This is a genomic window from Lysobacter yangpyeongensis (assembly GCF_042655745.1).
GTDB lineage: Bacteria > Pseudomonadota > Gammaproteobacteria > Xanthomonadales > Xanthomonadaceae > Agrilutibacter > Agrilutibacter yangpyeongensis.
The window spans coordinates 983502-1008600 of the sequence record NZ_JBHSNM010000001.1; the positions used below are offsets into that span (position 1 = coordinate 983502).

17 protein-coding genes and 1 pseudogene are annotated in these 25099 nt (G+C 67.1%); 11 read left to right on the top strand and 7 right to left on the bottom strand.

Annotated elements, in window-relative coordinates; all coding sequences use genetic code 11:
- Nucleotides 1–6 precede the first annotated feature (6 nt).
- The 7 genes and pseudogenes from ACFPN1_RS04045 to ACFPN1_RS04075 form a co-directional block, all read right to left on the bottom strand.
- Nucleotides 7–885 (bottom strand): carbohydrate ABC transporter permease, encoded by an 879-nt coding sequence (locus tag ACFPN1_RS04045; protein ID WP_386753212.1) that lies wholly within the window; start codon nucleotides 883–885, stop codon nucleotides 7–9.
- Nucleotides 882–2162: a sugar ABC transporter substrate-binding protein gene (locus ACFPN1_RS04050; protein ID WP_386753213.1), complete on the bottom strand. Its 1281-nt coding sequence runs from the start codon at nucleotides 2160–2162 to the stop codon at nucleotides 882–884. Before ACFPN1_RS04050 ends, ACFPN1_RS04045 begins: the two co-directional genes overlap by 4 nt.
- Before the next feature lie 73 nt (nucleotides 2163–2235).
- Nucleotides 2236–3741: pseudogene (locus ACFPN1_RS04055) on the bottom strand (glucoamylase family protein); the annotation flags it as partial.
- Nucleotides 3742–3806: 65 nt separating this feature from the next.
- Nucleotides 3807–6830, bottom strand: a complete 3024-nt coding sequence (locus ACFPN1_RS04060) for a TonB-dependent receptor domain-containing protein (protein ID WP_386753214.1) — start codon at nucleotides 6828–6830, stop codon at nucleotides 3807–3809.
- 64 nt (nucleotides 6831–6894) lie between these two features.
- On the bottom strand, nucleotides 6895–7908 hold the full coding sequence (locus ACFPN1_RS04065) for a LacI family DNA-binding transcriptional regulator (protein WP_386753215.1): 1014 nt from the start codon (nucleotides 7906–7908) through the stop codon (nucleotides 6895–6897).
- A 149-nt stretch (nucleotides 7909–8057) separates the two neighbouring features.
- Nucleotides 8058–8372 (bottom strand): BolA family protein, encoded by a 315-nt coding sequence (locus ACFPN1_RS04070; protein WP_386753216.1) that lies wholly within the window; start codon nucleotides 8370–8372, stop codon nucleotides 8058–8060.
- Nucleotides 8372–8671, bottom strand: coding sequence for a YciI family protein (locus ACFPN1_RS04075; RefSeq protein ID WP_386754029.1), 300 nt, complete (start codon nucleotides 8669–8671; stop codon nucleotides 8372–8374). Before ACFPN1_RS04075 ends, ACFPN1_RS04070 begins: the two co-directional genes overlap by 1 nt.
- A gap of 409 nt (nucleotides 8672–9080) precedes the next feature.
- Between ACFPN1_RS04075 and ACFPN1_RS04080 the strand changes: the two genes are divergently transcribed.
- The 11 genes from ACFPN1_RS04080 to ACFPN1_RS04130 all read left to right on the top strand — a co-directional run bounded on the left by ACFPN1_RS04080 (nucleotide 9081) and on the right by ACFPN1_RS04130 (nucleotide 24972).
- Nucleotides 9081–10034 (top strand): segregation and condensation protein A, encoded by a 954-nt coding sequence (locus ACFPN1_RS04080; protein WP_386753217.1) that lies wholly within the window; start codon nucleotides 9081–9083, stop codon nucleotides 10032–10034.
- A 207-nt stretch (nucleotides 10035–10241) separates the two neighbouring features.
- Complete coding sequence (scpB, locus tag ACFPN1_RS04085) at nucleotides 10242–11189, top strand: SMC-Scp complex subunit ScpB (protein WP_386754030.1); 948 nt, start codon at nucleotides 10242–10244, stop codon at nucleotides 11187–11189.
- A complete protein-coding gene (locus ACFPN1_RS04090) occupies nucleotides 11182–12879 on the top strand; it encodes a pseudouridine synthase (protein ID WP_386753219.1) in 1698 nt (565 codons plus the stop codon). The genes scpB and ACFPN1_RS04090 overlap by 8 nt, the downstream gene beginning before the upstream one ends.
- A 1050-nt stretch (nucleotides 12880–13929) precedes the next feature.
- Nucleotides 13930–15561, top strand: a complete 1632-nt coding sequence (locus tag ACFPN1_RS04095) for a TldD/PmbA family protein (RefSeq protein ID WP_386753221.1) — start codon at nucleotides 13930–13932, stop codon at nucleotides 15559–15561.
- Nucleotides 15562–15580: 19 nt separating this feature from the next.
- Nucleotides 15581–16915 (top strand): TldD/PmbA family protein, encoded by a 1335-nt coding sequence (locus tag ACFPN1_RS04100; RefSeq protein WP_386753223.1) that lies wholly within the window; start codon nucleotides 15581–15583, stop codon nucleotides 16913–16915.
- Nucleotides 16916–16976: 61 nt separating this feature from the next.
- A complete protein-coding gene (locus tag ACFPN1_RS04105; RefSeq protein ID WP_386753225.1) occupies nucleotides 16977–17681 on the top strand; it encodes a DUF4159 domain-containing protein in 705 nt (234 codons plus the stop codon).
- A 171-nt stretch (nucleotides 17682–17852) separates the two neighbouring features.
- Nucleotides 17853–18848, top strand: a complete 996-nt coding sequence (locus ACFPN1_RS04110; protein ID WP_386753227.1) for an AAA family ATPase — start codon at nucleotides 17853–17855, stop codon at nucleotides 18846–18848.
- 28 nt (nucleotides 18849–18876) lie between these two features.
- The gene (locus ACFPN1_RS04115; RefSeq protein ID WP_386753229.1) at nucleotides 18877–19776 is read left to right on the top strand and encodes a DUF58 domain-containing protein; all 900 of its coding nucleotides are present in this window, start codon (nucleotides 18877–18879) and stop codon (nucleotides 19774–19776) included.
- Nucleotides 19773–20951 carry a BatA domain-containing protein gene (locus ACFPN1_RS04120; protein ID WP_386753231.1) on the top strand — a complete coding sequence of 393 codons (1179 nt, stop codon included), beginning with the start codon at nucleotides 19773–19775 and terminating at the stop codon, nucleotides 20949–20951. The genes ACFPN1_RS04115 and ACFPN1_RS04120 overlap by 4 nt, the downstream gene beginning before the upstream one ends.
- Nucleotides 20948–23152, top strand: a complete 2205-nt coding sequence (locus ACFPN1_RS04125) for a hypothetical protein (protein ID WP_386753233.1) — start codon at nucleotides 20948–20950, stop codon at nucleotides 23150–23152. Before ACFPN1_RS04120 ends, ACFPN1_RS04125 begins: the two co-directional genes overlap by 4 nt.
- Entirely contained in the window at nucleotides 23149–24972 is a 1824-nt protein-coding gene (locus ACFPN1_RS04130; RefSeq protein WP_386753235.1) for a carboxypeptidase regulatory-like domain-containing protein, read from the top strand. Before ACFPN1_RS04125 ends, ACFPN1_RS04130 begins: the two co-directional genes overlap by 4 nt.
- Nucleotides 24973–25099 lie beyond the last annotated feature (127 nt).

Below are 25099 nucleotides of genomic sequence, written 5' to 3' on the forward strand. Positions count from 1 at the left end.
GTCGCCTCACTCCGCGCCTTTCCTGCGGGCGTACCACAGCATCGCCGAGGTCGTAACGCTCATCAGCACGAACAGCAGGAAGGCCACGGCCGATGCATTGCCGAGGTTCCACCACTTGAAGCCTTCGTCGTACATCAGGTAGAGCACGCTCACCGTGCTCTGCAGCGGCCCGCCCTGCGTGATCACATAGGGTTCCGCGAACAGCTGGAAGTAGCCGGCCATGGTCAGGATGGCGACCATCAGCAGCACCGGCCCCAGCATGGGTAGCGTCACGTGCCAGAACTGCCGCGGCGCCGACGCGCCATCGATGCGCGCGGCCTCGTACAGGTCTTCGGGAATCGACTGCAGGCCGGCCAGCAGGATGATCATGTTGTAGCCGAAGTTCTTCCACACCGCGAACAGGATGATCGCGGGCATCGCCCAGTGGGGATCGCCGAGCCAGTCGACCGGATCGATGCCCAGCCACGACAGGCCCCAGTTCACCAGGCCGTAACTGGTGTGGAACAGGTAGCGCCAGATCACCGCCACCGCGACCACCGTGGTCACCACCGGCGCGAAGAACGCGGTGCGGAAAAACGGCTTGAACCGGCCGAGCCGCGAATGCAGCAGCAGCGCAGCGCCGAGCGAAGCCGCAATCGACAGCGGAACGCCGACGATGACGAAGTACAGCGTGTTGCCCAGCGCCTTCCAGAACAGCGGATTGCGCAGCAGGCCCAGGTAGTTGTCCAGGCCGACGAAGCGCAGGTTGTCGCTGTTGGCGAGCGCGTAGATGTCGAAGTCGGTCAGGCTCAGGGCCAGCGCCGCCAGCACCGGCAATCCGAAGAACACCGCGATCACCGTCAATGCGGGCGCGGCGAAGATCCAGCCGGCAGTCGCGGTCTTCATGGCGCACCTGCCGCCTGGCGATCGAGCATCCAGCGCCGCTTCTCGAGGATGCGGTCGGCACGCCGGTCTAGTTCGGCCGCAGCTTCGTCGACGCTCAGGCGGCCGTTCGCGAGTTGCTCGCCGACGAGCTTGATCTCGTTGGCGATGCGCTCCCATTCGGGCACCTTCGGTGCGGGCTTTGCGCGTTCGAGCTGGTCGCGGAACGCGCGCGCATACGGATCGGCGGTGAACGCGCGCGCTTCCCACGCGCTGCGTCGCGGCGGCAGATTGCCGGTCACGGTGTGGAAGCGCAGCTGCGTCGCCGGCTCGGACAAATACGCGACGAACTTCCACGCCGCGTCCTGGTGCGGCGAATGATTGAACAGCACGAAACTCGCACCGCCCGCGACCGAGGCCCCCGGCCCTTTCTCACCGGGCAGCGGCATCGTCATCCACGCCGACTGCACCTGCGGCGGCAGGCGCTTGCGGAATTCGGCGATGTTCCAGGGCCCGTTGATGTAATAGCTGAAATAGCCGCGACCGAACTCGTCCCACACGTTCGCGATCTGCGTATTGCTCGCCAGCGGCGCCCAGTGCCGGTCGAAGATCTCGCGATAGAACGCCAGCGCGCGCTTGAAGCCCGGACTGCGGAAATTGCCGTAACGGCCGTTGTCGCGCAGCAGCGGCTCCTCGGCCTGGATCCCGAGGTTCAACAACGGCTCGTGCTCGTTGAGCGGCAGCAGGATCGCGTAACGCCGCGGGCCGACTTCGCGCTTGACCGCGGCCAGCGCCCGCTTCCACTCATCCCAGGTGCGCGGCGGTGTGCGGATGCCGGCTTGTTCGGCGAGGTCGCGGCGGTAGAACGGCAGGCGCGTCTCGACGTACCACGGCACCGCGTAGGTCGCGCCGTCGATGACGCCGGTATCCCAGGCGCCGGGGAAATAGTCGGACACCTGCATCGACGGCGTCGCGGCGATGCGACGGTCGAGCGGCGCCAGTGCGCCGAGCAGGGCGAATTCGGACACCCAGGTGTTGCCGATCGCGCACACGTCCGGCAGCGCATCGCCCGCGAAAGCCGTCAGCAATTTCTCGTGCGAGGAGATCAACGGCATCTGCTGCACGACGATGTGGATGCCGGGATGCCGGCGCTCGAACTCCGGGATCAGGCGGACGACCATTTCGCCCTCGAAGCCCATCGCCCAGAAGCGCACGACTTCGCGCCGGTCGGTGGTCTTCGCGCACGTGACCAGCGTCAACACCAGCAGGACCGCACCCGCCACCCTGCAGGCGATGCGCATGGCATGAAGCTGGCCCGGCCACCGCATCCGCATCGACTCACTTCCCCGTTGGCGATTCGCCCGCATTCTGCACCGGCGCGGCATCCGGCGCCGATGGCGTCGCGTCGAGCCAGCCGCCGCGGAAGCCCGCCTTCTTCAGGCCGGCGCGGATATAGGGACTGCGCTTCATCACGTTCCAGACGAACCCGTTGCGGTAGTTCGCGATCATCGTGACGATCGGCCCCTGGTCGATGCCAAGGTAATCGCTCGCCACCCAGCCTTTCCCGGGCACCAGGCGACCGGTCACCAGCGGCACGTCGTAGTGGAAGCTGGGATTGAACGAGTCCAGGAACCCGTAGCTCGAATACAGGAAGTCGCCGTAGCGCTCGTGCATCTCCAGCGTCGCCGGCACCACCACTTCGGGCGCGAACGGCAGCGAAGCGACGGCTGCCGTGGGTGCGATCGTGCCGTCATCGAAGCTGTGGCCCAGTCCTGCGCCGCGTGCCGAGTAGCCGTGGAATTCGCGCTGCTCGCCTTCGTAGACCTGGCGCGTGTTGACCGGCCCGTCGCAGGCGGTGAGCCCCCAGGCATTCGCGCTGTAGCCCTTCCATCGCATCGGATTGGCGATGGCATACGCGCGTTGCGCGAGCACGGCACGACGACTGTTCTCGAAGTAGTCGATGCCGCGCTTGCGCATGTAATCGTCCTGGATCCCGCTGAAATCGATCCAGACGTGGCTGTACTGGTGGCCGAACAGCGGCGCGAACGCGAGATATTCCTGCCCCTGGAATTTCCCCCACGTGCGATCGTAGGTGCTCGCCCATGCGGTCCAGGCGTCGGGCCCGACCGGATGCGTCGGGGAACCCAGGGCCAGCACGTACACCATCATCGCTTCGTTGAAGCCCTGCCAGTCGTGCTCGATGAAGCCCTTTTCCGGGTCCCAGCCCATCGAGATCAGCGGCGACCGGCGCTGCATCCAGGTCCAGTCGACGCGTCGGTAGAGCTCGTCGGCCAGCGCGCGGATCTGCTGCTCGCGCGGATCCTCGCCGGTGTAGTACTCGCGCACGAACAGCACGCCCATCATCAGCAGCGTCGTGTCGACGCTCGACAACTCGACCCACTTGTCGAACCGCTGGCCGCTCTGCATGTCGAGGAAGTGGTAGTAGAAGCCCTGGTAAGCCCCCTTCCCCGTCGCTTCCGGACCCGACGGCAGGTCGCGGAAGAATTTCAGCGTCGTCAGCGTGCGATCGACCGCCTGCGTGCGGCTCACCCAGCCGTTCTCGATGCCGATCGGATACGCCGTCAACGCGAACCCCACCGACGCGATGCTCGAGAACGGCCGCGACGGATAGCGGTCCGGCGTCAGCCCGTTCTTCTCGTTGGTGGTGTCCCAGAAGAACTGGAAGGTGCGCTTTTCGATGTCGTCGAAGAGCGGCGGAAGCGGCGCGCGGTTTGCTTCCGTGGATGGCGGCGCAAGAGCAGCGTCGGGCTTTTCCTGTACCGCCGCCGGCGCCTGCGCACGCTGGCACGCCCCGATCGCCAGAACGAAACAGGCGAGCATGAAAGAAGACAGTGCCTTGCGACGGGACTGCTGCAGCATCAGCAACTCCAGACGGGGAATACGTGGCGTCGGCCACCGCTCCGGTGGCCGGCGCCTCCATCCGCTTACCAGCTCAGGCCGAATGACAGCTTGAACATGCGCGGTGGCCAGACCGTCGAATCACCGTTGCGACGGCCGAAGGTCGGGTTCGCGTTCACCGGATCGCCGCGCCAGGTGTCGTAGTCGAGGAAGTTCTTCCAGTTGAAGACGTTGAACACGTCGCCGCGCACGCGGAACTTCAGATCCGTGCCCGTATCCCATTCCTTCTGTACGGCGAGGTCGAACTGCTTGAAACCGATCGTGTCGTCCGGCGTGAAGGGATCGAAGAAGCAGTTGTCGAAGCTCACCGTGTCGTGGCAGTTCACGGCTTCCTTCGGCGTCGGGCTGGCGAGCGTCAACTTGCTGGAGAACGTCAGGCCCTTGTACTCGTAGATTCCCGTCGCGACGAGGCGATGCTTGGGGATGCCCAGCGAGGTCGTGAACGGCTGCCCCACCTGGCCCGAATAGTCGAACAGGTAATGTTCGTCCGAATTGGCGGCGTTGTTCCGGTTCTCTTCCGCATCGCTGTAGGTGTAGGCGATGGTGAAGCCCCATGGCGAACTGGTCGTGTACGGCTTCTCGAGCGAGAGGAGCAACTGGTTGAGCCGGGTCTCGATGCCGTTGTCGGCGAGAAGAAGCGTCCCGAAGCCGGGGATCGGGAAACCGAACGGTTGATGCCCCCACGTCGCATCCGGGAAGGCCGGATCACGGTAGCTGCCATCCGGCCACCGGTTGCCCAGCGCAAACTGGATGCCGTCCTTGCTTCGCACATGGACGATCGTCGCCGACGAATTCCAGTCGTGCCCCCATACGGTGAAGATGTTGCGCATGCCGAGGCTGAACTGGTCGGAATACGGGACCTTGAGATGGTTGTTCATCAGGTTCACTTCGGCACCAAGGTTCGGGTTGGCCGCTACCAGCGCGAACAGGTTTTCGGGATCGAGGAACGCAGGATCCCAGGCCAGGCAGTTGTCGACCCCGACCGTGCACGGATGGAAAGTGGTGTTGAACTGGAAGCGGTAGCGCGGGAACGTGCTCTTCGATTGTTCCAGCGCGAGGTAGTCGAACAGGTTCCGGTCGTACGCACGACCTGCGCCGCCGAAAATTACGTGCCGCTGGTTACCGAAGAGATCGTAGGAGAAGCCCAGGCGCGGCGCCCATTGCCCGTCGTAGGCATCGCGATTGTTACCCGTGCTGATGTAGTCCTCGATGTCGTAGTCGACATTCGGGCCATGGATGTTGCTCCAGTTCCGCAATGCATCGACCAGCGCAGCGGGCGTCACGAAATCCTCGTAGCCGGGGGTGCGCTCGTAGTCATAGCGAATACCCAGGTTGAGCGTGAGCTTGTCGGTGACATCCCAGTCGTCCTGGAAATAGATGCCGTACTGCTTGTTGGTTGAGGTGATGTTGCGGTCGACGGCGCCCGGCAGCGGCGCGCCGAAGTCAACCCGGTAAGGCACGAAGGTAGCCAGCGTTCCGCGGCCTTCCAGCAGGTTCTCGTAGTAATCCACGCGGTACTGCGGATTGAACGGCTGCTGCTCGAACGCGTTCACCTCGATCGACTTGTATTTGAAGCCGACCTTGATCGTGTGGTTCTCGAACCCGGTAAACGTGAAATCGTCCTGGAACGAATAGCCCTTCTGCCCCTTGTCCTGGAAGTCCTGCCCGCCTCCCACGTTGAGGATGACGTTGCCTTCGCCCTGGTTCACCAGATTGTTGGTGATCTGGTAACCGGGGCCAATGGTGATCGGTCGCGGGCTCCACTCATCGTCCTCGGACGTGAGGTGCATGTCGTTAAGCCAGCTTTCGCCGTTCCACTGCCAGCGCAGGTCGACGCGCGTGCTGTTGTTGGTCTTGCTGGTTCCATAGGAATTCGTGTTCGGTCCATCACCGATGTTGGTGATTTCCTCTTCGTCGCGACGCTTGGCAGACAGCTCGATCAAATGGTTGTCGTTGAGCTGCCAGGTCAGCTTGCCGAAGTACATGTCCTGATCGAACGGCGCGCCACTTGACCCGATCAACGACGCCAGCTCCGACGTCAGGCCGGCAGGATTGAAGGCCCCGTCACCGATCCGGATGTCGCGCGGACGATCGATTTCCTTCGCTTCGTAGGTCACGAAGAAGAACAATTTGTCGCGGATGATGGGTCCGCCGAAAGCGGCGCCGTACTGCTCTTCCTTGGAGTCCACCTTGGATCCGTTGCGTTCTTCCCGGAATGTCGGGCTGCGCCACTGGTCGGAGGTGTAGTCCCAGAAGAAGCTGCCCTCGAATTCGTTGGTGCCGGACTTGGTCACCGCCGTCACCGCGGCGCTGCTGATCTGATCGTATTCGGCGCTGTAGTTGGACGTGATGACCTTGTACTCGCCGATCGCCAGCTGCGGGAACGGGTTGCCACTGGTGGAATCCTGGCCGCTGACGCCGCCTTTGAGCACATAGTTCTTCTGCCCTACGCCATCGATGAACACATTGATGCCGTTGGAGCTCTGCGCACCGCTGCGCAGCTTCGTCGAACCGTCCTGCCCCTGTTCGAAGATCATGCCCGGCACGGTATCGGCGAAGGCAAGGAAATTGCGCGAGGCCTGAGGCAACGCTTCGATCTGCTTTTGCGTCACATAGGTCGCAACCTCCGACGTCTTGGTCTCGGCCAGCAACGTCCCCGTCACCGTCACCGCTCCCAGTTCCGTCACCGGCCCCGTCGCCGGCGTTTCGGCGGCCCCACCCGCTGCAAGGTCCAGCGTCGCCGTCTGCCCCACCTGCAGCGTGACCACCCTGGATGTGGTCTGGCCCGCGGCCGCGACGTCGATGCGGTACGTGCCCGGCGGCAGGCCGGCGACCGAATAGTTGCCGCTCGATGAGGCCTCGACGCTGCGGCTCAGTCCCGTGGCCACGTTAGTCGCGGTCACCCGCGCCTGGGCAGGCGCCTGGCCGCGCACGGTCGCTGCCGTGCTCTGGGCCAGCGCCGGTGTCGCGACGGCGAACAGGCAGCTCGCCAGTGCGCACGCCAGCAGTTTCGGCATGGGGCGAAAGCCCTTTGCGGTGCGGTGTTTCATGTGTCTTCCCCTCCCAGGGCTGCAGACATGTAAACGGTTACATCGCTATTGGAAGAAGCCGCCGTCAGGAACTGTCGGACCCGGACTGGCGGCCGCTGGATTCACGCACGACCAGTTGTGGAAGCAGGGGCGTCGGGGCCGGCAGCGGCGTCTGCTTGCTGAGTCGCGCCAGCAGCATCCGCGCGGCGGAGGCGCCCAGCCCGCTGATATCGACCTGCATCGTCGTCAGGCCGGGATAGACGAAGCGCGCCAGCGGAATGTCGTCGAAGCCGGCGACGGCGATCTCGTCCGGCACGCGCACCCCCGCCTGCGAGAACGCGAACAGGCAGCCGAGCGCCATCATGTCGTTGGCCGCGAATACGGCTTCGGGCCGATCCTTCGCCACGAGCACCGCACGCCCCGCACGATGCCCGGAGGCCTCGTCGAATGCGCCGGGCAACACCCATTCCTCGACGCCGAGTTCGGCCATCGCGTCCTGGTAGCCGCGCAGGCGCTGGTAGGCATCGAAGTTGTCTTCGGGGCCGGCGATGAAGGCGATGCGTCGATATCCCCTCGCAATCAGGTGCGCCATCATCGCGCGCGCACCCTCGTAGTTGGCCACGCCGAGCGAGAGGAAGTTCTCGCCCGCGTACTGGCTGTTGATCAGCACGACCGGCAGTCCGGGTGCGATGTCGTCGGAACTCGCCGGCAGCGCGGCGTAGGGAGACATGACCAGCAGTCCGTCGACGCGTCCGCGCATTGCGCGCATCGCCATGCCCTGCTCGTCGCGGTGGCCGTGATAGCTCGACACCAGCAGGTGCATGCCGTGCTCGCGCGCGACCTGGTCGATGCCTCGCATCAGTTCGGAAAAGAATTCGCCGTACAGGTCCGGCAACACAACGCCGATGGCGTGGGTGCGGCGACTGCTCAGACTGCGCGCGGCGGCGTGCGGCGAATACTGCAGACGCTTGGCGGCTTCGAGCACGCGCTGGCGCACTTCGGCGGTCACGTTGGCCTGGCCGTTGAGCGCGCGGGACACGGTCGCCACCGAGACCTGGGCGGCCGTCGCTACGTCTCTGATCGTGACTCCACCTGCCATCTGCCGGTTCTCATCCCTGGACGCGGTAGCAAATGTAAACGTTTTCAGCCAAGCCTGTAAATTTGTCGTAAGGCAGGCTCAAAACGCGCTTTATATGGTTGTTCTACAAGGCTTTTTCTGCAAGCAGGCGTTTGCTGCAACGCGGAAACTCACCCCGACCGGACTTCCCCGGGCGTCCGGGCACGGATCGCCAGCGCGTGGATGTCGGTCGCCATCAGTTCCCCCACCGCAGCGTACACGGCGCGGTGCCGGGCGATCGGCGTCATCCCCGCAAAGGCCTCGCTGACGATGTCCACCCGGAAGTGCCCGCGGCCATCGCGCGCACCCGCATGGCCCGCGTGCCTGTGGCTCTCGTCCTCGATTTCCAGCGAGGCCGGGCGCAGCGCCGACTCGATGGCGGCACGGATCGCACCGACGCGCTGCTCGCGCGGCAGTCCGAGCGCCGGACCGGTCGCCGTGCCCATCATGGGAGCACCCGTCGGAAGGGACGCACCTCGACGCGCTGGTACACGCCGGCCGCGAGATACGGATCGGCGTCCGCCCAGGCGCGGGCCGCTTCCAGCGATCCGAACTCGGCCACCACCAGGCTGCCGCTGAAGCCGGCCGGACCGGGATCTTCCGCGTCGATGGCCGGGCACGGTCCGGCCAGCATCAGGCGGCCCTCATCGCGCAACGCCGTCAGCCGCGCCAGATGCTCCGCGCGCGCGGCGAGCCGCTTCGAAAGGACGTCCTGGCCGTCGTAGCCTTCGATCACGTACCACATGCCTTCGTATTTCCTGCGCAAGGGGGCGCCGATTGTAGCCGCAGCGCACAGCCGGCCCGTTTCGCGGCCCCGCTGGCTGGACACGCCCGGCCCCACCCCGTACCCTTGGCACAACTACCTGAGGCCGGAACCAGCGGCTGTCGCGACAGGTCTCCCACGCCGTCGCCACGCGCACAAGACGTGCATCGCTGCGCCTCCCCGGTCCAAGCCCGCAATCCATTTCATCCTCATCGCCCCGCTCCGGTGGGCGCGCAGGCTGAAGTCCATTCGGGCAATGGGGCGATTTTCGAGCAGCTTCCAACCTTGCTGTCCGTAGCACCTTGCGGTCGTGTTCGCAGACCGGGCCCTCGCCCGTTGCCGGCACGTCCGATGCCGTAGCCATGCCAGGGCCCGGAGGGGCCGGCTTCGAATGACCGATGAAGTGAACAGCGGCGACGCCCCCAGCGATGGCGGCGCACCCGCCGCGCCGCAGAACAACCATAACGGGACCAGCCCGGGGGCAAGCCGTCCGCAGCAGCAGGAAATGCCGCTGGCGGTGGTGCTCGGCCAGCCGGTGCTGCAGATTCCGCAGGACCTGTACATCCCGCCGGATGCGCTCGAGGTCATCCTCGAGGCCTTCGAAGGGCCGCTCGACCTGCTGCTGTACCTGATCCGCCGCCAGAACCTGGACATCCTCGACATCCCGGTCGCGGAGATCACCCGCCAGTACGTCGAGTACATCCAGACGATGCACGAGATGCGCTTCGAACTGGCCGCCGAATACCTGGTGATGGCCGCGATGCTGGCCGAGATCAAGTCGCGCATGCTGCTGCCGCGTTCGCAGACCGAGGAAGGCGAGGAAGACGACCCGCGTGCCGAACTCGTCCGCCGACTGCAGGAGTACGAGCGCTTCAAGAAGGCCGCCGAGGACATCGACGCCCTGCCCCGCCAGGACCGCGACACGACGCCGGCCACTGCCTTCGTGCCCGATCGCGCCAGCATCAAGCTGCCGCCGCCGGTCGAGCTCAAGGAAATGCTGCTGGCGCTGCACGACGTGCTCAAGCGCGCCGAACTGTTCACCCAGCATGCGATCAAGCGCGATGCGCTGAGCGTGCGCCAGCGCATGGGCGAACTGCTCGAATCGCTGAAGGACGGCGTGTTCCACCGCTTCGAATCGCTGTTCACTGCGGAGGAAGGCAAGCTCGGGGTGGTGGTGACCTTCCTCGGCCTGCTGACGCTGGCCAAGGAGCAACTGGTCGAGATCGTGCAGGAAGGCCCGCTGCAGCCGATCTACGTGAAGTCGCTGGCGATCGACAAGGAAGGCGAAATCGAGCTCAGCAGCGAATTCGACGAGCCGGCGGCGAATGACGATTCGCAGGTGTGAACGCGCTCGTCCGTCGTTCCCGCGAACGCGGGAACCTCGTCCTTCGCCCGACCGGATCGAACCGCAGGACCGCACTCCCGCTTTCGCGGGAATGACGACCACAAGACAACCGCACTGACGAAGCGAAACGCCATGGACCAGCTGGACCAGCCGCTTCCCGAATTCGAACTCGAACCACCCAACCCATCACACCGCAATCCGATCCTGATGGAACAAGACCTCATCAACCGCATCGTGGAAGCCGCCCTGCTGGCGGCCAACCAGCCGCTGACGCTGGCGCAGCTGCATTCGCTGTTTCCCGAGGACCAGCCGGCGCCCAACGGCGCGGTCGAACAGGCGCTGGAATTCCTGCGTGAAGACTGCGCCGGCCGCGGCGTGGAACTGGTCGAACTGGCTTCCGGCTTCCGCTACCAGGTCAAGGCCGACGTGCACGCCTGGGTGTCGCGCCTGTGGACCGAGCGCAAGACCAAGTACACGCGCGCGACCCTGGAGACGCTCGCCCTGATCGCCTATCGCCAGCCGATCACGCGCGGCGAGATCGAGCAGGTCCGCGGCGTCGCGGTCAGCAGCAACATCATCCAGGCGCTGGAAGAGCGCGAATGGATCCGCGTCGTCGGCCATCGCGACGTGCCGGGCAAACCGGCGCTGTTCGGCACCACCAAGGCCTTCCTCGATTACTTCGGCCTCAAGCGCCTGGACGAACTGCCGCCGCTGTCGGAACTGAAGGACATCGGCGAGCTCGAGCCGCAGCTGCAGTTCGACAACGTGATCGACCCGACGCCAATCGAAGCCGGCGGCATCGGTGCGGAGCCCGGAGTGGAAGCCGATGCGGGCAATGACGACGCCGATGCGCAGGACACTGTGCAAGCCGGCAACGAAAACACCGTCGACGCCGACGAAGCCGACAACGACGACGACCACGGTACCGATGACCTCGGCACCGACGAAGACACCGCCAGCGATGGCGAACCCGAAGCCGCGACGGGCGACTACGCGGCGGACGAGAACGACCCTGTACACGATGACAGCCCGGGCGACGGATACGAAGACGCCCTGGACAACGCCGTCGAGACGACGACCGTTCCCATGACCGGTGACGACGCCGAACCCTCCGACCTGGAGCCGGCATCGTCGGAGCAAGAGAAAAATGACTGAACCCAAGAGCCGCAAGCTCACCCTCAAGCGCCCGGGCACCGAAGCCGCGGCCGCTCCCAAGCTCGAAGAACGCCTGCACAAGGTGCTGGCCCAGGCTGGCCTCGGCTCGCGTCGCGCGCTCGAACAGCGCATCGCCGACGGACTGGTGAAGATCAACGGCGAGACCGCCCAGGTCGGCCAGAGCGTCACCGGCGGCGACAAGATCGAGATCGACGGCAAGGTCTTCGTCGCGACCGCGCTGACCGAACCGGCGCGCGTGCTGATGTACAACAAGCCCGAAGGCGAAGTGACCACGCGCGAGGACCCCGAAGGTCGCCCGACCGTGTTCGAATCGCTGCCCATGCTCAAGGGCGCGCGCTGGATCGCGATCGGCCGCCTCGACATCAACACCACCGGCCTGCTGCTGCTCACCACTGACGGTGAACTCGCCAACGCGCTGATGCATCCCTCGTTCGAAGTCGAACGCGAATACGTCTGCCGCGTGCGTGCCCCCGAAGGCCAGGAAGTGGTGCCCGACAACATCATCGACCGCCTCGCCCGCGGCGTCGCGCTGGAAGACGGTCCGGCGAAGTTCGACGAGATCGAACGCATCGGCGGCAGCAACATGCCTCATGAGAGCCGGCACGACTGGTTCCGCGTCGTGGTGAAGGAAGGCCGCAACCGCGAAGTGCGCCGCCTGTGGGAATCGCAGGGCTGCCAGGTGAGCCGCCTCAAGCGCATCCGCTACGGCAAGGTCGCGCTGCCGCGCGAACTGCTGCGCGGGCAATCGCAGGAACTGGCCTCCGACAAGGTCGAGGCGCTGCGCAACGAACTGGGCCTGGACAGCGACACGCCCTCCGCACTGACGTTGCAGCCGGTGATCGGCCAGCGCAAGGCCGCAAAGTCGACGATCGACCTGCGCAGCCACGAGCGTTCGCACGGTTACGTCGGCGGACACAACACCGCCGACGAAGGCCGCGAACTGCGCCGTTTCGATCATGTGCGCGAAGACCGTCGCGGCCGTGGCGGCAAGAAGCCGCACGGCGGCCTCACCGTCAGCGGCGAAATGGCGGCCAAGCAGTCGCAGAAGCCGTTCAAGCAGCGCAAGGAAAAGGGTCCGAAACCGTTGCCGGAAGGCAATCCCGCCGCGTTCCGCACCTGGTACGTGCCGGAAGGCGTCGATACCGGCCCGAGCGGTCATCGCAATCCGGAGAACCGCGGTCCCAGGAAGCCCTACGGCAACAAGGGCGGCGGAAAGTCGGGCGGTGGCGGACAAGGTGCCTACGGCGATCGCGGCGGTGGCTTCGGCGGTGCACGCGGCGAAGGTCGCGGCCCGCGCCGTGAAGGCGGCTTCGGCGGCGAACGCAGCGGCGGATTTGGCGGCGAGCGCAGCGGTGGCGGTTTCGGTGGCCAGGGCGAGCGCGGCAATGCCCGCGGTCCGCGCGGCGCCGGTGGCGGCCAGGGCCGTGCGCCCAAGCCTTACGGCCATCCGGGCAACGCCCCGAGCTTCCCGTCCGATCACGCCAATCCCGGCAGCTTCAATCCGTACGGCGACAAGCCGCGCGGTCCGCGTCCGGGCGGCAATCGACCCCCCGGCAATCGCCCTGCGGGCAAGGGTCCCCGCCCGAGTGGGCCGCGTCCTGGTGGCCCGCGTCCGGGCGGTCCCCGCGGCGGTGGCCGGCCGGGTGGCGGTCGTCATTCGGGCGGTTGATCGCCCGATGCGATGAATGTGGTTTTTGTGAAGGGCGCCTTGGGCGCCCTTTGCTTTTGCCGGATCGTCGGGCCGGGCGAGCGGCTGTTGCTTCTTCTTCTCCCCGCTTGCGGGGAGAAGATGCCCGGAGGGCAGATGAGGGGCGACGAGCGCAGCGAGTTGCTGTTGCTTCTGGCTTCTTCCAAGTAGGAGCAAGAGCACTCGCTTCGCTCGCCCCCCTCATCCGGCGCTACGCGCCACCTTCTCCCCGCAAGCGGGGAGAAGGAACATCAAACAGCTCGCTGCGCATCGCATCCCCTTTCCGCACTTTTCCCCGCAAGCGGGAGAAGGGGGATTCATCCCGGATTGGCGAGCCGGGTCGAGCGGCGGTTGCCTCTTCTTCTCCCCGCTTGCGGGGAGAAGATATGCCCGGAGGGCAGATGAGGGGCGGCGAGCGCAGCGAGTTGCTGTTGCTTCTGGCTTCTTCCAGGAAGGAGCAAGAGCAGCTCGCTACGCTCGCTCCCCCTCATCCGGCGCTACGCGCCACCTTCTCCCCGCAAGCGGGGAGAAGGAACATCAAACAGCTCGCTGCGCTCGCATCCCCTTCCGCACTTTTCCCCGCAAGCGGGAGAAGGGGGATTCATCCCGGATTGGCGAGCCGGGTCGAGCGGCGGTTGCCTCTTCTTCTCCCCGCTTGCGGGGAGAAGATGCCCGGAGGGCAGATGAGGGGCGGCGAGCGCAGCGAGTTGCTGTTGCTCCTGGCTTCTTCCAAGTAGGAGCAAGAGCACTCGCTTCGCTCGCCCCCTCATCCGGCGCTATGCGCCACCTTCTCCCCGCAAGCGGGGAGAAGGAAGATCAAGCGCACTCGACGCCCTCGCCCTCCATCCACCGATTTGCTGCAAAGCATCACGCATTCATTTGCAGCAATAGCCGTTTCATTCGCACGCGGCCCGATAGCCCATTAGTCACCCTTGACGCCTTCGCGCAACGGCGGCGAAAGTCGCGGAGCACCTCTTCCTTCTGTACGCCTGAGGCATGACGCCGTCGGGCCCACAACAGCGGAGCATCGCGATGCAACGACGTGATTTCCTCAAGGCTTCGGGCTTCGGCCTCGCAGGCCTGACGCTTCCGTTCTACGGCAATGCCATCGCGGCCGAGGACCTGCTCAGCAGCCTCGACGTCGGCATGAAGAAGTCCATCGCCGATGCCGCCATGCAGGCCGCGCGCGATGCCGGCGCCACCTACTGTGACGTGCGCATCGGGCGCTATCTGCGCCAGTTCGTGATCACGCGTGAAGACAAGGTGCAGAACGTCGTCAACACCGAATCCACCGGCGTCGGCATCCGTGTGATCGCCAACGGCGCGTGGGGCTTCGCCGCCACCAACGACCTCTCGCCCAAGAGCGTGGTGAAGGCGGCGCAGCAGGCCGCCGCGATCGCCAAGGCCAATGCCGGCACGCGCACCGAGCCTGTGCAACTGGCCAAGGCGCCCGGCGTCGGCGAAGTCTCGTGGAAGACGCCGATCAGGAAGAACTCGATGGCGGTGCCGCTGAAGGAGAAGGTCGACCTGCTGCTCGGCGCCAATGCCGACGCCATCAAGGCCGGCGCTGACTTCGTCAACTCGATGCTGTTCCTGGTGAACGAGCAGAAGTACTTCGCCTCCACCGACGGCTCGTACATCGACCAGGACGTGCACCGCATCTGGACACCGTTCACCGTCACCGCGGTGGACAAGGAAAGCGGCAAGTTCCGCACCCGCGCCGAACTGTCGGCGCCGATGGGCATGGGCTTCGAATACCTCGATGCCGATCCCGCGCAGAAGTTCGTCTCGCCCAACGGCGTCACCAACTACGGCAAGTCCTACGACCTGCGCGAGGACATCGTCGCCGCGGCGAAGCACGCGCGCGCCAAGCTCAACGCGCCATCGGTGAAGCCGGGCAAGTACGACCTCGTGCTCGACCCGTCGCACACCTGGCTCACGATCCACGAGTCGATCGGCCACCCGCTCGAACTCGACCGCGTGCTGGGCTACGAGGCGAACTACGCCGGCACCAGCTTCGCCACGCTCGACAAGCTCAAGGACAAGTTCAAGTACGGCAGCGACAAGGTGAACATTTTCGCCGACAAGGTGCAGCCGGGCAGCCTCGGCGCCGTCGGTTACGACGACGAAGGCGTGAAGACCAAGAAGTGGGACCTGATCAAGGACGGCACGCTGGTCGACTACCAGGCCATCCGCGACCAGGCCCACATCCTCGGCAAGACCGAATCCGACGGCTGCTGCTACGCCGACTCGTGGTCGAGCGTGCAGTTCCAGCGCATGGCGAACGTCTCGCTCGCGCCGGGCAAGCAGAAGCTCAGCGTCGCCGACATGATCAAGGACGTCGAGAACGGTATCTACATCATCGGCGACGGTTCGTTCTCGATCGACCAGCAGCGCTACAACGCCCAGTTCGGCGGCCAGCTGTTCTTCGAGATCAAGGACGGAAAAATCACCCAGCAGATCGAGGACGTCGCCTACCAGATCCGCACGCCGGAGTTCTGGAACGCGTGCGTCGCGGTGTGCGACGAAAGCGACTACCGCCTCGGTGGTTCGTTCTTCGACGGCAAGGGCCAGCCCGGCCAGGTGTCGGCGGTGTCGCATGGCTCGGCCACGGCGCGCTTCAACGGCATCAACGTCATCAACACGGCCCGTTCGCTCGGCTGATCGACTTTAGGAGAACCCGATGAGCATCTTCACCGAAGCCGAAGCCAAGGCCATCCTCGAGAAGGTCGTCAAGCTGTCCAAGGCCGACGAGTGCACCGCCACGCTGACCGGTTCGACCAACGGCAACGTACGTTTCGCGCTCAACAACGTCACCACCAGCGGCATCGTCGACAACGTCGACCTCGCCGTGCAGGTCGCGTTCGGCAAGCGCGTGGGCGTGGCGACGATCAATTCCTTCGACGACGCCTCGCTCGAACGCGTGGTCCGCCGCGCCGAGGACCTCGCCCGCCTGGCGCCGGAGAACCCCGAGTTCATGCCGGCCATTCCGAAGCAGACCTACAAGCCGACGCCGACCTTCGGCGCAGCCAACGCCGCGATCACCGCCGACTACCGCGCCAAGGTCGCCGCCGATTCGATCGCGCCGTGCAAGGCCGACAAGCTGGTCGCGGCCGGCTTCCTCAGCGACAACGTCAACTTCTTCGCCTCCGCCAACAGCAACGGCAACTTCTGCTACCAGCAGGCGACGGGCATGGACTACACCTGCACCGTGCGCACCGAGGATGGTCGCGGCTCGGGTTGGGTCGCCCGCAACCTGCGCGACGTCGAGCGCTTCGACGCCAACCGCGAAATCCGCACGGCGATCCGCAAGGCCAAGGATTCGGCCGACGCCAAGGCCATCGAGCCGGGCAAGTACACGGTGATCCTGGAACCGGCGGCGTCCGCCGGCCTGATCTCCTTCATGATGTTCTCCTTCGACGCGCGCCAGGCCGACGAAGGCCGCAGCTTCCTGTCGAAGAAGGGCGGCGGCAACAAGCTCGGCGAGCAGGTCTACGACAAGCGCGTCAACATCTGGGCCGATCCGTGGGACGAAGAGGCCGCTGTGTATCCGTGGGACGAGGACGGCCTGCCGCGCGAGAAGACGCCGATCATCCAGGACGGCAAGGTCGCCTACCTGCAGTACTCGCGCTACTGGGCGCAGCAAAAAGGCAAGAAGGCCGTCGGCCAGCCCGGCAACCTGATCATGGCCGGCGGCAACAAGTCGACGGCGGACCTGATCCGCGGCACGGAGAAGGGCATCCTCGTCACGCGCACCTGGTACATCCGCATGGTCGATCCGCAGACCGTGCTGCTCACCGGCCTGACCCGCGACGGCACGTTCTACATCGAGAACGGCGAGATCAAGCATCCGATCAAGAACATGCGCTTCAACGAATCGCCGGTGATCATGCTCAACAACATCGAAGAGCTGGGCAAGCCGGTGCGCGTGGGCGACGACGAATCGCCGTTCGTGATGATGATCCCGCCGATGAAGCTGCGCGACTTCACCTTCACCTCACTCTCCGACGCGGTGTGACGATGGCGGTACGCGGGGACGCAACGTCGCACGAGGCGTCCCCGCGCGGTCGGACGCGGCCATGAACCGGGCCGCCTTCCTCAGGCTCCTCGCCGGCGGCATCGCCGGCGCGGCGCTGGCGCAGCTGCCCCGCCCTGCCCGCGCCGCAGGTGCGTTCGACTTCTGGTTCACGCGGCTGAAATACGAGTCCGGCGACTGGGACGTCGACCAGCGCATGCCGTCGAACCTGATCACCGCGCTGATCGACTACACCAACCTGCGCGTGGATCCGAAGGAACACGTCCTCGCACTGTCGGATCCGAAGATCTTCGCCGCGCCGTTCTGCTACCTCGCCGGGCACAAGCTGGTCGAGTTCAATCCGGCCGAACGGCGCAATTTCGAACGCTACGTGCGCAACGGCGGCTTTGTCCTCGTCGACGACTGCAACCACGACATCGACGGCATGTTCGCACGCTCGTTCGAGGCGCAGATGCGCTCGATCTTCGGAGACGCGGCGTTGCGCAAGTTGCCCGGTAATCACCCGCTGTACCGAAGCTTCTTCAAGTTCGACGGTCCGCCCGCGACCGCGCTCGAATTGAACGGCTGGGGCGACGACCTCGTCCACGAATACCTCAAGGGCATCGATATCGACGGCCGCCTGGGCGTGCTCTACAGCAACAAGGACTACGGTTGCGAGTGGGACTACGACTGGCGCAACAAGCGGTTCCTGGCCGAGGACAACACGAAGTTCGCGGTGAATATCGTGATGTATGCGTTGAACAACTGATCCGGACATTCCGGTCGACTCGGCTCGCCGGATCTGGTCCGGGTCCCCGGCCGTCATCCCCGCGCAGGCGGGGATCCGGCGACTTTCCGCTTTGAAGACACTGGATTCCCGCCTGCGCGGGAATGACGGGCAAGAAGACAAGGCACGAACAAGGCAGAGCCAGGCACCCCCATGAACGACACCCTCACCGAATCCGGCATCCGCGACCGCCTCGCGCGCATCACCACGCTGCGCCAAGCCATCGCGCAGGCCATAGTCGGCCAGGAAGCCGTGGTCGAGCAGCTGCTGATCGGCCTGCTCGCCGGCGGCCACTGCCTGCTCGAAGGCGTTCCCGGCCTGGGCAAGACGCTGCTGGTGCGCTCGCTGGGCCAGGCGCTGGAGCTGCAGTTCCGCCGCGTGCAGTTCACACCCGACCTGATGCCCAGCGACATCCTCGGCACCGAGATCCTGGAAGAAGACCACGGCACCGGCCGGCGCCTCTTCAAGTTCCAGCCCGGCCCGATCTTCACCAACCTGCTGCTGGCCGACGAGCTCAATCGCACGCCGCCCAAGACGCAGGCCGCGCTGCTCGAAGCGATGCAGGAACGCACCGTGAGCTATGCCGGCGTCACCCATACCCTGCCCGCGCCGTTCTTCGTGCTCGCCACGCAGAACCCGATCGAACAGGCCGGCACCTATCCGCTGCCCGAGGCGCAGCTCGACCGCTTCCTTTTGCATGTGCGCGTCGATTATCCGGACGAAGCGCAGGAGCGCGACATCCTCGCCCAGACCACCGGCACGCGCAGCGCCGACGTGCCGCGCGTGATGAGCGGCGACGACGTGCTCGAACTGCAGGCACTGGTGCGCCACATCCATCTGGGCGACGACCTGCTGGCGTGGATCACGCGCGTGGTGCGCGCCACGCGTCCGGGCAGCGATGCGCCCGCCGATATCCGCCAGTGGGTGAAATGGGGCGCCGGCCCGCGCGCCGGGCAGTCCCTGGTGCTCGCGTCGAAGGCGCGCGCGTTGCTGCACGGACGCCTGGCAGCGACGCGCGACGACGTCATCGCGCTTGCCGCGCCGGTGCTGCGCCATCGCATCCTGCTGTCGTTCGCAGCGGAGGCCGAGCAGAAGACCACCGATGATGTCGTCGCCGCGCTGCTGCGCAGCGTTCCGTTCAACGCCTGACGATCCCGCTGACGAGCAATCCTGCGCGATGTCGGCTCCCGACTTCATCCCCCGCGACGTGCGCGCCCGCCTCAAGGACGTGCGCCTGATCCCGCGCCGCGCCGCGGGCACGCACGGCTTCGGCCTGCATCGCAGCACCAGCCGCGGCGCCGGGCTGGAGTTCGCGCAGTACCGGGCGTACGAGCCCGGCGACGAACTGCGCCAGATCGACTGGAAGCTCTACGCGCGCTCCGATCGCTTCTTCGTGCGCGAATCCGAACGCGAGAGTCCGATCCCGGTGTGGCTGCTCATCGACGCCACCGCCTCGATGACGCAGGCCGATGCCGCGCGCAAGCAGTGGACGCGCCTGGATGCCGCACGCAGCCTCGCCGCCTGCCTGATCGAAGTCGCGCTGCGCCAGGGCGACGCTTTCGGCATCGCCACGCTCGGCGGCCACGGCCTGGACGTGGTGCCCGCGAGCGCGGGATTGCGACACCGCGATCGCTGCCTCCTCGCACTGCGCGGCATCCACGCCGAAGGCGCGTGGCCCGCGGAAGCGACGCTCCGTCCGCTGTGGGAACGCATCGTGCCCGGCGCGCTGGTGGTGATGCTGGGCGACGGTTTCGACGACAACGCCACCGCCTTCGCGCAACGCCTGTCCGCGGCGCGCCGCGAGGTTCTGTCGATCCGCATCCTGACCACCGAGGAGCGCGATTTTCCCTTCCGCGGCGGTCATCGTTTCGTCGATGCCGAAAGCGGCGCGGAGCTGCTGGCGGATGCTGCAGCGGTGCGCAGCGATTTCCTCGCCCGCTTCACCGCCGCGCGGCGTGCGTTGAATCTGCAGCTCGCCGCCAACGGCATCCGCCAGGTCGAATACGTGCTGGACGAGGCGCTGGACGCGCCGCTGCGACGCCTGTTTGCAATGCACGGCGACACGGAGTCGGCATGAGCCTGGTGTTCGCACTGCCCCTCGGCCTGACCGCACTCGCCGCGCTGCTGGTTCCGTTGCTGATCCACCTGCGCCGGCGCAGCGAGCAGCAGCGCACCGTGTTCGCGGCTCTGCACTGGCTGCCGGCGCGCGCGAAGCCGCGCACGCGTCAGCGTTTCGAGGAATGGCCGCTGCTGGTCGTCCGTCTGCTGTTGCTCGCGCTGTTCGCGCTGTTGCTGGCGCAGCCGCTGCTGTTCGGCGCGCCGCATACGCGGCGATGGCTCGTGGTGGCACCCGGTGCGGACCTGTCGTCGCTGCCGCCACCAAAGCGATCGGAAGAACGCCGCTGGCTGGCCGCCGGTTTTCCCGCACTCGCGCAGCCCCAGCCCACGCAACCGCAGCGCGTGGGCAGCCTTCTGCGCGAACTCGACGCGTCGCTGCCGGACGACACGCAACTGATCGTCATCGTTCCCGAACAACTCGATGGCGCCGATGCCACCGCTCCGGTGTTGCGGCATCGCGTGCGGTGGCAGGTGGTCGCCAATGCGGAAGCAACCAACGGCATCGCTTCAGAGACCGTTACACCAAGGCCGCCGCTCGCGATTCGCCACGACGCGAAGGACGCGTCCGGCCTGCGTTACCTGCGCGCCGTGGCCGCCGCGTGGCGCGCGGCATCGCCTGACGCGAAGCACACCGCTGCAGGCGACATCGCTCCGCTCGACGCGTCGCTGCCTTCCGCCGACCGTGCTCTCGCCTGGATCGCCACAGGTCCGCTACCCGCCGCGCTGCTCGACTGGGTGAACAACGGCGGCAGCGTGCTGGTCGATGCCGGTGCACGGGTGCCGGCGATGGCGCGCGAAGGCGTACCGCTGTGGCGCGACGACGATGGCGTGGTGCTGGTCCGTGGTCTGCGGCAGGGCCGCGGCCGCATCCTCCAGTGGACACGTCCGCTCACACCGGAAGCGACGCCGCAACTGCTGCAGCCCGACTTCCCCGAACACGTGTGGTCACTGTTCGCGCCGCCCGTGCCCGCGCCCACCCGCATCGATGCGAACGACTACGCGCCGCGCACCGGTGCACCCGCCTGGCCGCCGCAGCCGCGTGACCTGCAGCCGTGGCTGCTGGTGCTGATCGCCGCGCTGTTCCTCATCGAACGGTGCCTGGCCAGCGGGCGACGCGAGGTGGCCGCGGCATGAACGCGCTGCTCGCCAGACTCCTGCGTGCGTCGCGCCTGCGCGTGCTCGCGCGCGTACTCGCGTTCGCGCTGCCCGCCGGCATCGCGGCCACCGCGCTGGCGGCGCGACTCGGCGGCGCGCCGTGGAGTTGGGCCGTCCTCGCGCTGTGTTTCGTCGCGAGCGCCCTCGCCGTCGTCACGGCACTGCGCAGGATCGACACCGCATGGCTCGCGCGTCGCCTGGACGCACGCGATCCGCGCATGGAAGACAGCGCCGCGCTGCTGTTCGCCGATCCGGCGCATTGCTCGCCGCTGCAGCAGTTGCAACGGCAACGCCTCGAACAACGCCTGCAGCACGCCACACCGCCCGGGTTGCGCCCCCCGTGGCCCACGCGCGCATTCATCACCTGCGGCGTGCTCGCCATCGCCGTCGTCGCGGCCACCGCGTTGTGGCCGCAACGTGTCGCCGCTCCTGCCGCGCAACGCGTGCAACTGCAGGCCACTGCGATGCCGTCGCGCCCCGGACACACGCAGGTCACGGGCGTGCGCCTCGACATCGCCCCACCCGGCTATACGCGGTTGCCGGCACATGGCGAGAACGGCTTCGAAGCGAAGGTGCCCGAAGGCGCGCAGGTCCGCTGGACGCTGCAGCTGTCGCCCGCGCCCGCTTCCGCCGCCCTCGCCTTCCATGATGGTCGTCGCGTGCCGCTCGTGCGCGAAGGCGATCGCTGGATCGCTTCGCGCCGCATCGACAAGCCACTGCTGTATCGCATCGTGCTCGACGATGCGCCGCCGCTGCATCCCGACCGCCTGTATCGCATCGGCGCCGTCGCCGACCAGCCGCCGCAGGTGCGCGGCATCGCACCCGAGGACACGCTGACCTTGCGGCGCGAGGGCCAGCGCGCGTGGACGGTGTCGTTCGAGGCCGAGGACGATTACGGGCTCGCGGCTTCCGCACCCCTGCGCATCACCCTCGCGCAGGGCGAAGGCGAAAGCATCCGCTTCGAGGAACGCAGCCTGACCCTGGCGGGCACCGGCGACGCGACGCGCAGGCGTTACGCGCACAGCTTCGATCTGGGCGCATTGGGACTGACGCCGGGCAGCGACTTCGTCGTCCAGCTCGCCGTCACCGACAACCGCGCCGCCGGGCCACAGACGACGCGCAGCGCGAGCTACATCCTGCGCTGGCCGCCACCGGAAGCGACCGAAACCAGCGGCCTCGACGGCCTGGTGAAGAAGGCGCTGCCCGCGTACTTCCGCAGCCAGCGCCAGATCATCATCGACAGCGAAGCACTGATCGCTCAGCGCAGCAAACTGTCGACCGACAAGTTCCTGGAACGCTCCGACGGCATCGGCGTCGACCAGCGCCTGCTGCGCCTGCGCTACGGCCAGTTCCTCGGCGAGGAATCCGAAGGTTCGCCCAAGCGCGCGCTGCCGATCGCGGAAGAGGAGGACCACGCGCCGGCGCAACCGCTGCTGCCCACCGCCGATGCGCAGGACGAAGCCGATGCGGCACGCGCGCAGGCACAGACGCAGAAGCCGCAGGACGAACACGATCACGGCGAGTCCGCCACGGCGCCGGCGTTCGGCGAAGCCGGCGACGTGCTCAGCGAATTCGGTCACACGCACGACGATGCGGAAGCCGCCACGCTGCTCGATCCGGAAACGCGGCGCACGCTCAAGGCCGCGCTCGACCAGATGTGGCAGGCGGAATTGCATCTGCGCCAGGGTCGTCCCGACCAGGCCCTGCCCTTCGAGTACAAGGCGCTCGACTACATCAAGCAGGTGCAGCAGGCCGACCGCGTGTACCTCGCACGCGTGGGTTCGGAATTGCCGCCGATCGACGAGAGCCGCCGGCTCAGCGGCGAGCGCGCCAACCTCGCCCCGCGCGACGACTTCCTCACCGCCACGCCGTCCTCGCCGCCGCTGGAAACGCTGTGGCGCGCGTTGGAAGTGCCTCCCGGCCGCGATGCACCCGCGCTCGATCTCGACGGCGTCGAACGCTGGCTGCGCGCCAACGAACGCCGCGTGCCCGATGCGCTCGGCGTCATCGCCGCCATCGACGGCGTACGTAACGATGCCGAATGTGTGCCGTGCCGCGAAACGCTGCGCAGCCGCCTGTGGCCGCTGCTGCGCCGCCCACCGGCACCGCCCACGCCGCGGGCGAAGCCGGACCGCGGCGGCCAGGCCTACCTCGAAGCGTTGCAGGAGCAGGCGCGATGAGCGACCTGCAGAACATGGTCATCGCGTTGCTCGCGATCGCGGTCGTCGTCGCCAGTGCACGCATGGTGTGGTTCGCGCGGCGTCGCGTTCCGCGTGCGCGCGCGTGGCGCATCGTCGTGTTGCTATCGCTGCAGATGGCTTCGGCGCTGCTGCTGTATCGCACGCTGTTTCCCCCGCCGGTGGCGATCGGCGACGGCGCGCTCGTGGTGGCGACGGCGCAGGCGCCCGGTGGACTCGCGACGACACTGGCAGCGGACGAAACCCTGATCGCGCTGCCCGAAGCCGGCGCCGTATCCGGTGCGGAACGCGTGCCGGATCTCGCCACCGCCTTGCGCCGCCATCCGCAAACCGCACGCCTGCGCATCGTCGGCCGCGGCCTCACCGCACGCGATCGCGACAGCGTGCAGGGCCTGCCGTTCAATTTCGCAGCCGCGCCCCTGCCGCGTGGTCTGGTCGAATTGCCCTCTTGGATCGAGGCGCGTGCGGGCGCGGAATTCGTCGTGACCGGACGCGTCAACGCCGTGAACGAAGGCAGCGTCGAATTGCTCGATCCGGCCGGAGAACGCGTCGATCGACAGCCGCTCACTTCCGACGGCCGCTTCCGGCTCACCGGCGCGGCACGCGGCCCGGGCCTGGCCACGTTCCATGTCCGCGTGCGCGATCCACGCGGCGAACGCGTCGAAGACGCGAACCTGCCGGTCGCCATCGCCGAACCCACACCGTTGCGCGTGCTGGTGCTGGCCGGCGCACCCGATGCCGAACTCAAGTACCTGCGTCGCTGGGCGCTCGACAGCGGCGTGCGCCTGACCTCGCAGATCCAGGTCGGCGGTGGCGTGCAGCTGGGCGATGCGCCGGTGGCGTTCGACGCCGCCACGCTTGCGAAGTACGACGCCGTGATCGTCGACGAACGCACGTGGGATGCGCTGGGCAGCGCACGTCGCCGTGCACTGACCGATGCCGTGCGCAAGGGTTTGGGCCTGCTCGTGCGCATCACCGGCCCGGTTCCGGCCAGCGTGCGCGCGGGGCTGGAAACATTGGGGCTGCGCATCGCCAGCGCGCCGCTGCCGCCGACCTTCAGGCTCGCCACGCGCGCGGACGACGAATTCGCGGCCGTCCGTCTCGGCCCCGGTTCCCCCGATGCCCCCACCGCAAGCACGGTGGCGGCGGCCAGGCTGCCGGAACTGTCGCGACAGTCGCTGCGCATCGAAGGCGCACAGGTGCACGCGTGGCTGCGCGACGACGCGGGCCGCGCGCTGGCCGCGTGGCATTCCGCCGGCGAGGGTCGCGTCGCCGCATGGCTGCCGCGGGATACGTACCAGCTGGTGCTGGTCGGCCGCGAGGATTTGCATGCGGGCCTGTGGAGCGACGCGATCGCGCAGATCGCGCGTCCCGTTGCCACAGCGAAGCTCGCGGTTCCCGACGATGGCCGTCGCGGCACGCGGATGACGCTGTGCGGACTGGATCCGCAGGCGGCCGTTGCGCCCGCAGGCGGTGCGGCCAGATCGCTGCCGATCGATCCCGCGACCGGTACCGCGCATTGCGCGGGTTTCTGGCCTGCGACCACGGGCTGGCACACGCTGCGCAGCGGCAAGGCGACGGCCACCTTCTTCGTGCGCGACAGCGATGAACTGCCGGGTGTTGCCACTCACGCCGATCGCGAAGCCACGCGCCGCCTCGCCCTGCGACCGCCGCGCACAAGCGAACCACGCGCCACGGCACCGGGCGCACGGTGGCCGTGGTTCCTCGGATGGCTGCTGGTCTCGGTGGTGCTGTGGTGGCTGGAACGCTCGCGCTGGGGCCGCGCGCAGGCGGCGTCGTGATCGCGCCAGACGAAGTCCGGCCAAACCCCGCACTGCAAGCGATCACTGACGCCGGCATCGCGGCTTCGCACCCGCTTCACATTCACGCCCTCGCCGCTTCGCCGCGACGGGCCAAGCTGCGCACCTC

Coding starts and splice junctions, on each gene's coding strand:
- ACFPN1_RS04045 (WP_386753212.1), bottom strand. CDS start 885: ATGAAGACCGCGACTGCCGGCTGGATCTTCGCCGCGCCCGCATTGACG.
- ACFPN1_RS04050 (WP_386753213.1), bottom strand. CDS start 2,162: ATGCGCATCGCCTGCAGGGTGGCGGGTGCGGTCCTGCTGGTGTTGACG.
- ACFPN1_RS04060 (WP_386753214.1), bottom strand. CDS start 6,830: ATGAAACACCGCACCGCAAAGGGCTTTCGCCCCATGCCGAAACTGCTG.
- ACFPN1_RS04065 (WP_386753215.1), bottom strand. CDS start 7,908: ATGGCAGGTGGAGTCACGATCAGAGACGTAGCGACGGCCGCCCAGGTC.
- ACFPN1_RS04070 (WP_386753216.1), bottom strand. CDS start 8,372: ATGGGCACGGCGACCGGTCCGGCGCTCGGACTGCCGCGCGAGCAGCGC.
- ACFPN1_RS04075 (WP_386754029.1), bottom strand. CDS start 8,671: ATGTGGTACGTGATCGAAGGCTACGACGGCCAGGACGTCCTTTCGAAG.
- ACFPN1_RS04080 (WP_386753217.1), top strand. CDS start 9,081: ATGACCGATGAAGTGAACAGCGGCGACGCCCCCAGCGATGGCGGCGCA.
- scpB (WP_386754030.1), top strand. CDS start 10,242: ATGGAACAAGACCTCATCAACCGCATCGTGGAAGCCGCCCTGCTGGCG.
- ACFPN1_RS04090 (WP_386753219.1), top strand. CDS start 11,182: ATGACTGAACCCAAGAGCCGCAAGCTCACCCTCAAGCGCCCGGGCACC.
- ACFPN1_RS04095 (WP_386753221.1), top strand. CDS start 13,930: ATGCAACGACGTGATTTCCTCAAGGCTTCGGGCTTCGGCCTCGCAGGC.
- ACFPN1_RS04100 (WP_386753223.1), top strand. CDS start 15,581: ATGAGCATCTTCACCGAAGCCGAAGCCAAGGCCATCCTCGAGAAGGTC.
- ACFPN1_RS04105 (WP_386753225.1), top strand. CDS start 16,977: ATGAACCGGGCCGCCTTCCTCAGGCTCCTCGCCGGCGGCATCGCCGGC.
- ACFPN1_RS04110 (WP_386753227.1), top strand. CDS start 17,853: ATGAACGACACCCTCACCGAATCCGGCATCCGCGACCGCCTCGCGCGC.
- ACFPN1_RS04115 (WP_386753229.1), top strand. CDS start 18,877: ATGTCGGCTCCCGACTTCATCCCCCGCGACGTGCGCGCCCGCCTCAAG.
- ACFPN1_RS04120 (WP_386753231.1), top strand. CDS start 19,773: ATGAGCCTGGTGTTCGCACTGCCCCTCGGCCTGACCGCACTCGCCGCG.
- ACFPN1_RS04125 (WP_386753233.1), top strand. CDS start 20,948: ATGAACGCGCTGCTCGCCAGACTCCTGCGTGCGTCGCGCCTGCGCGTG.
- ACFPN1_RS04130 (WP_386753235.1), top strand. CDS start 23,149: ATGAGCGACCTGCAGAACATGGTCATCGCGTTGCTCGCGATCGCGGTC.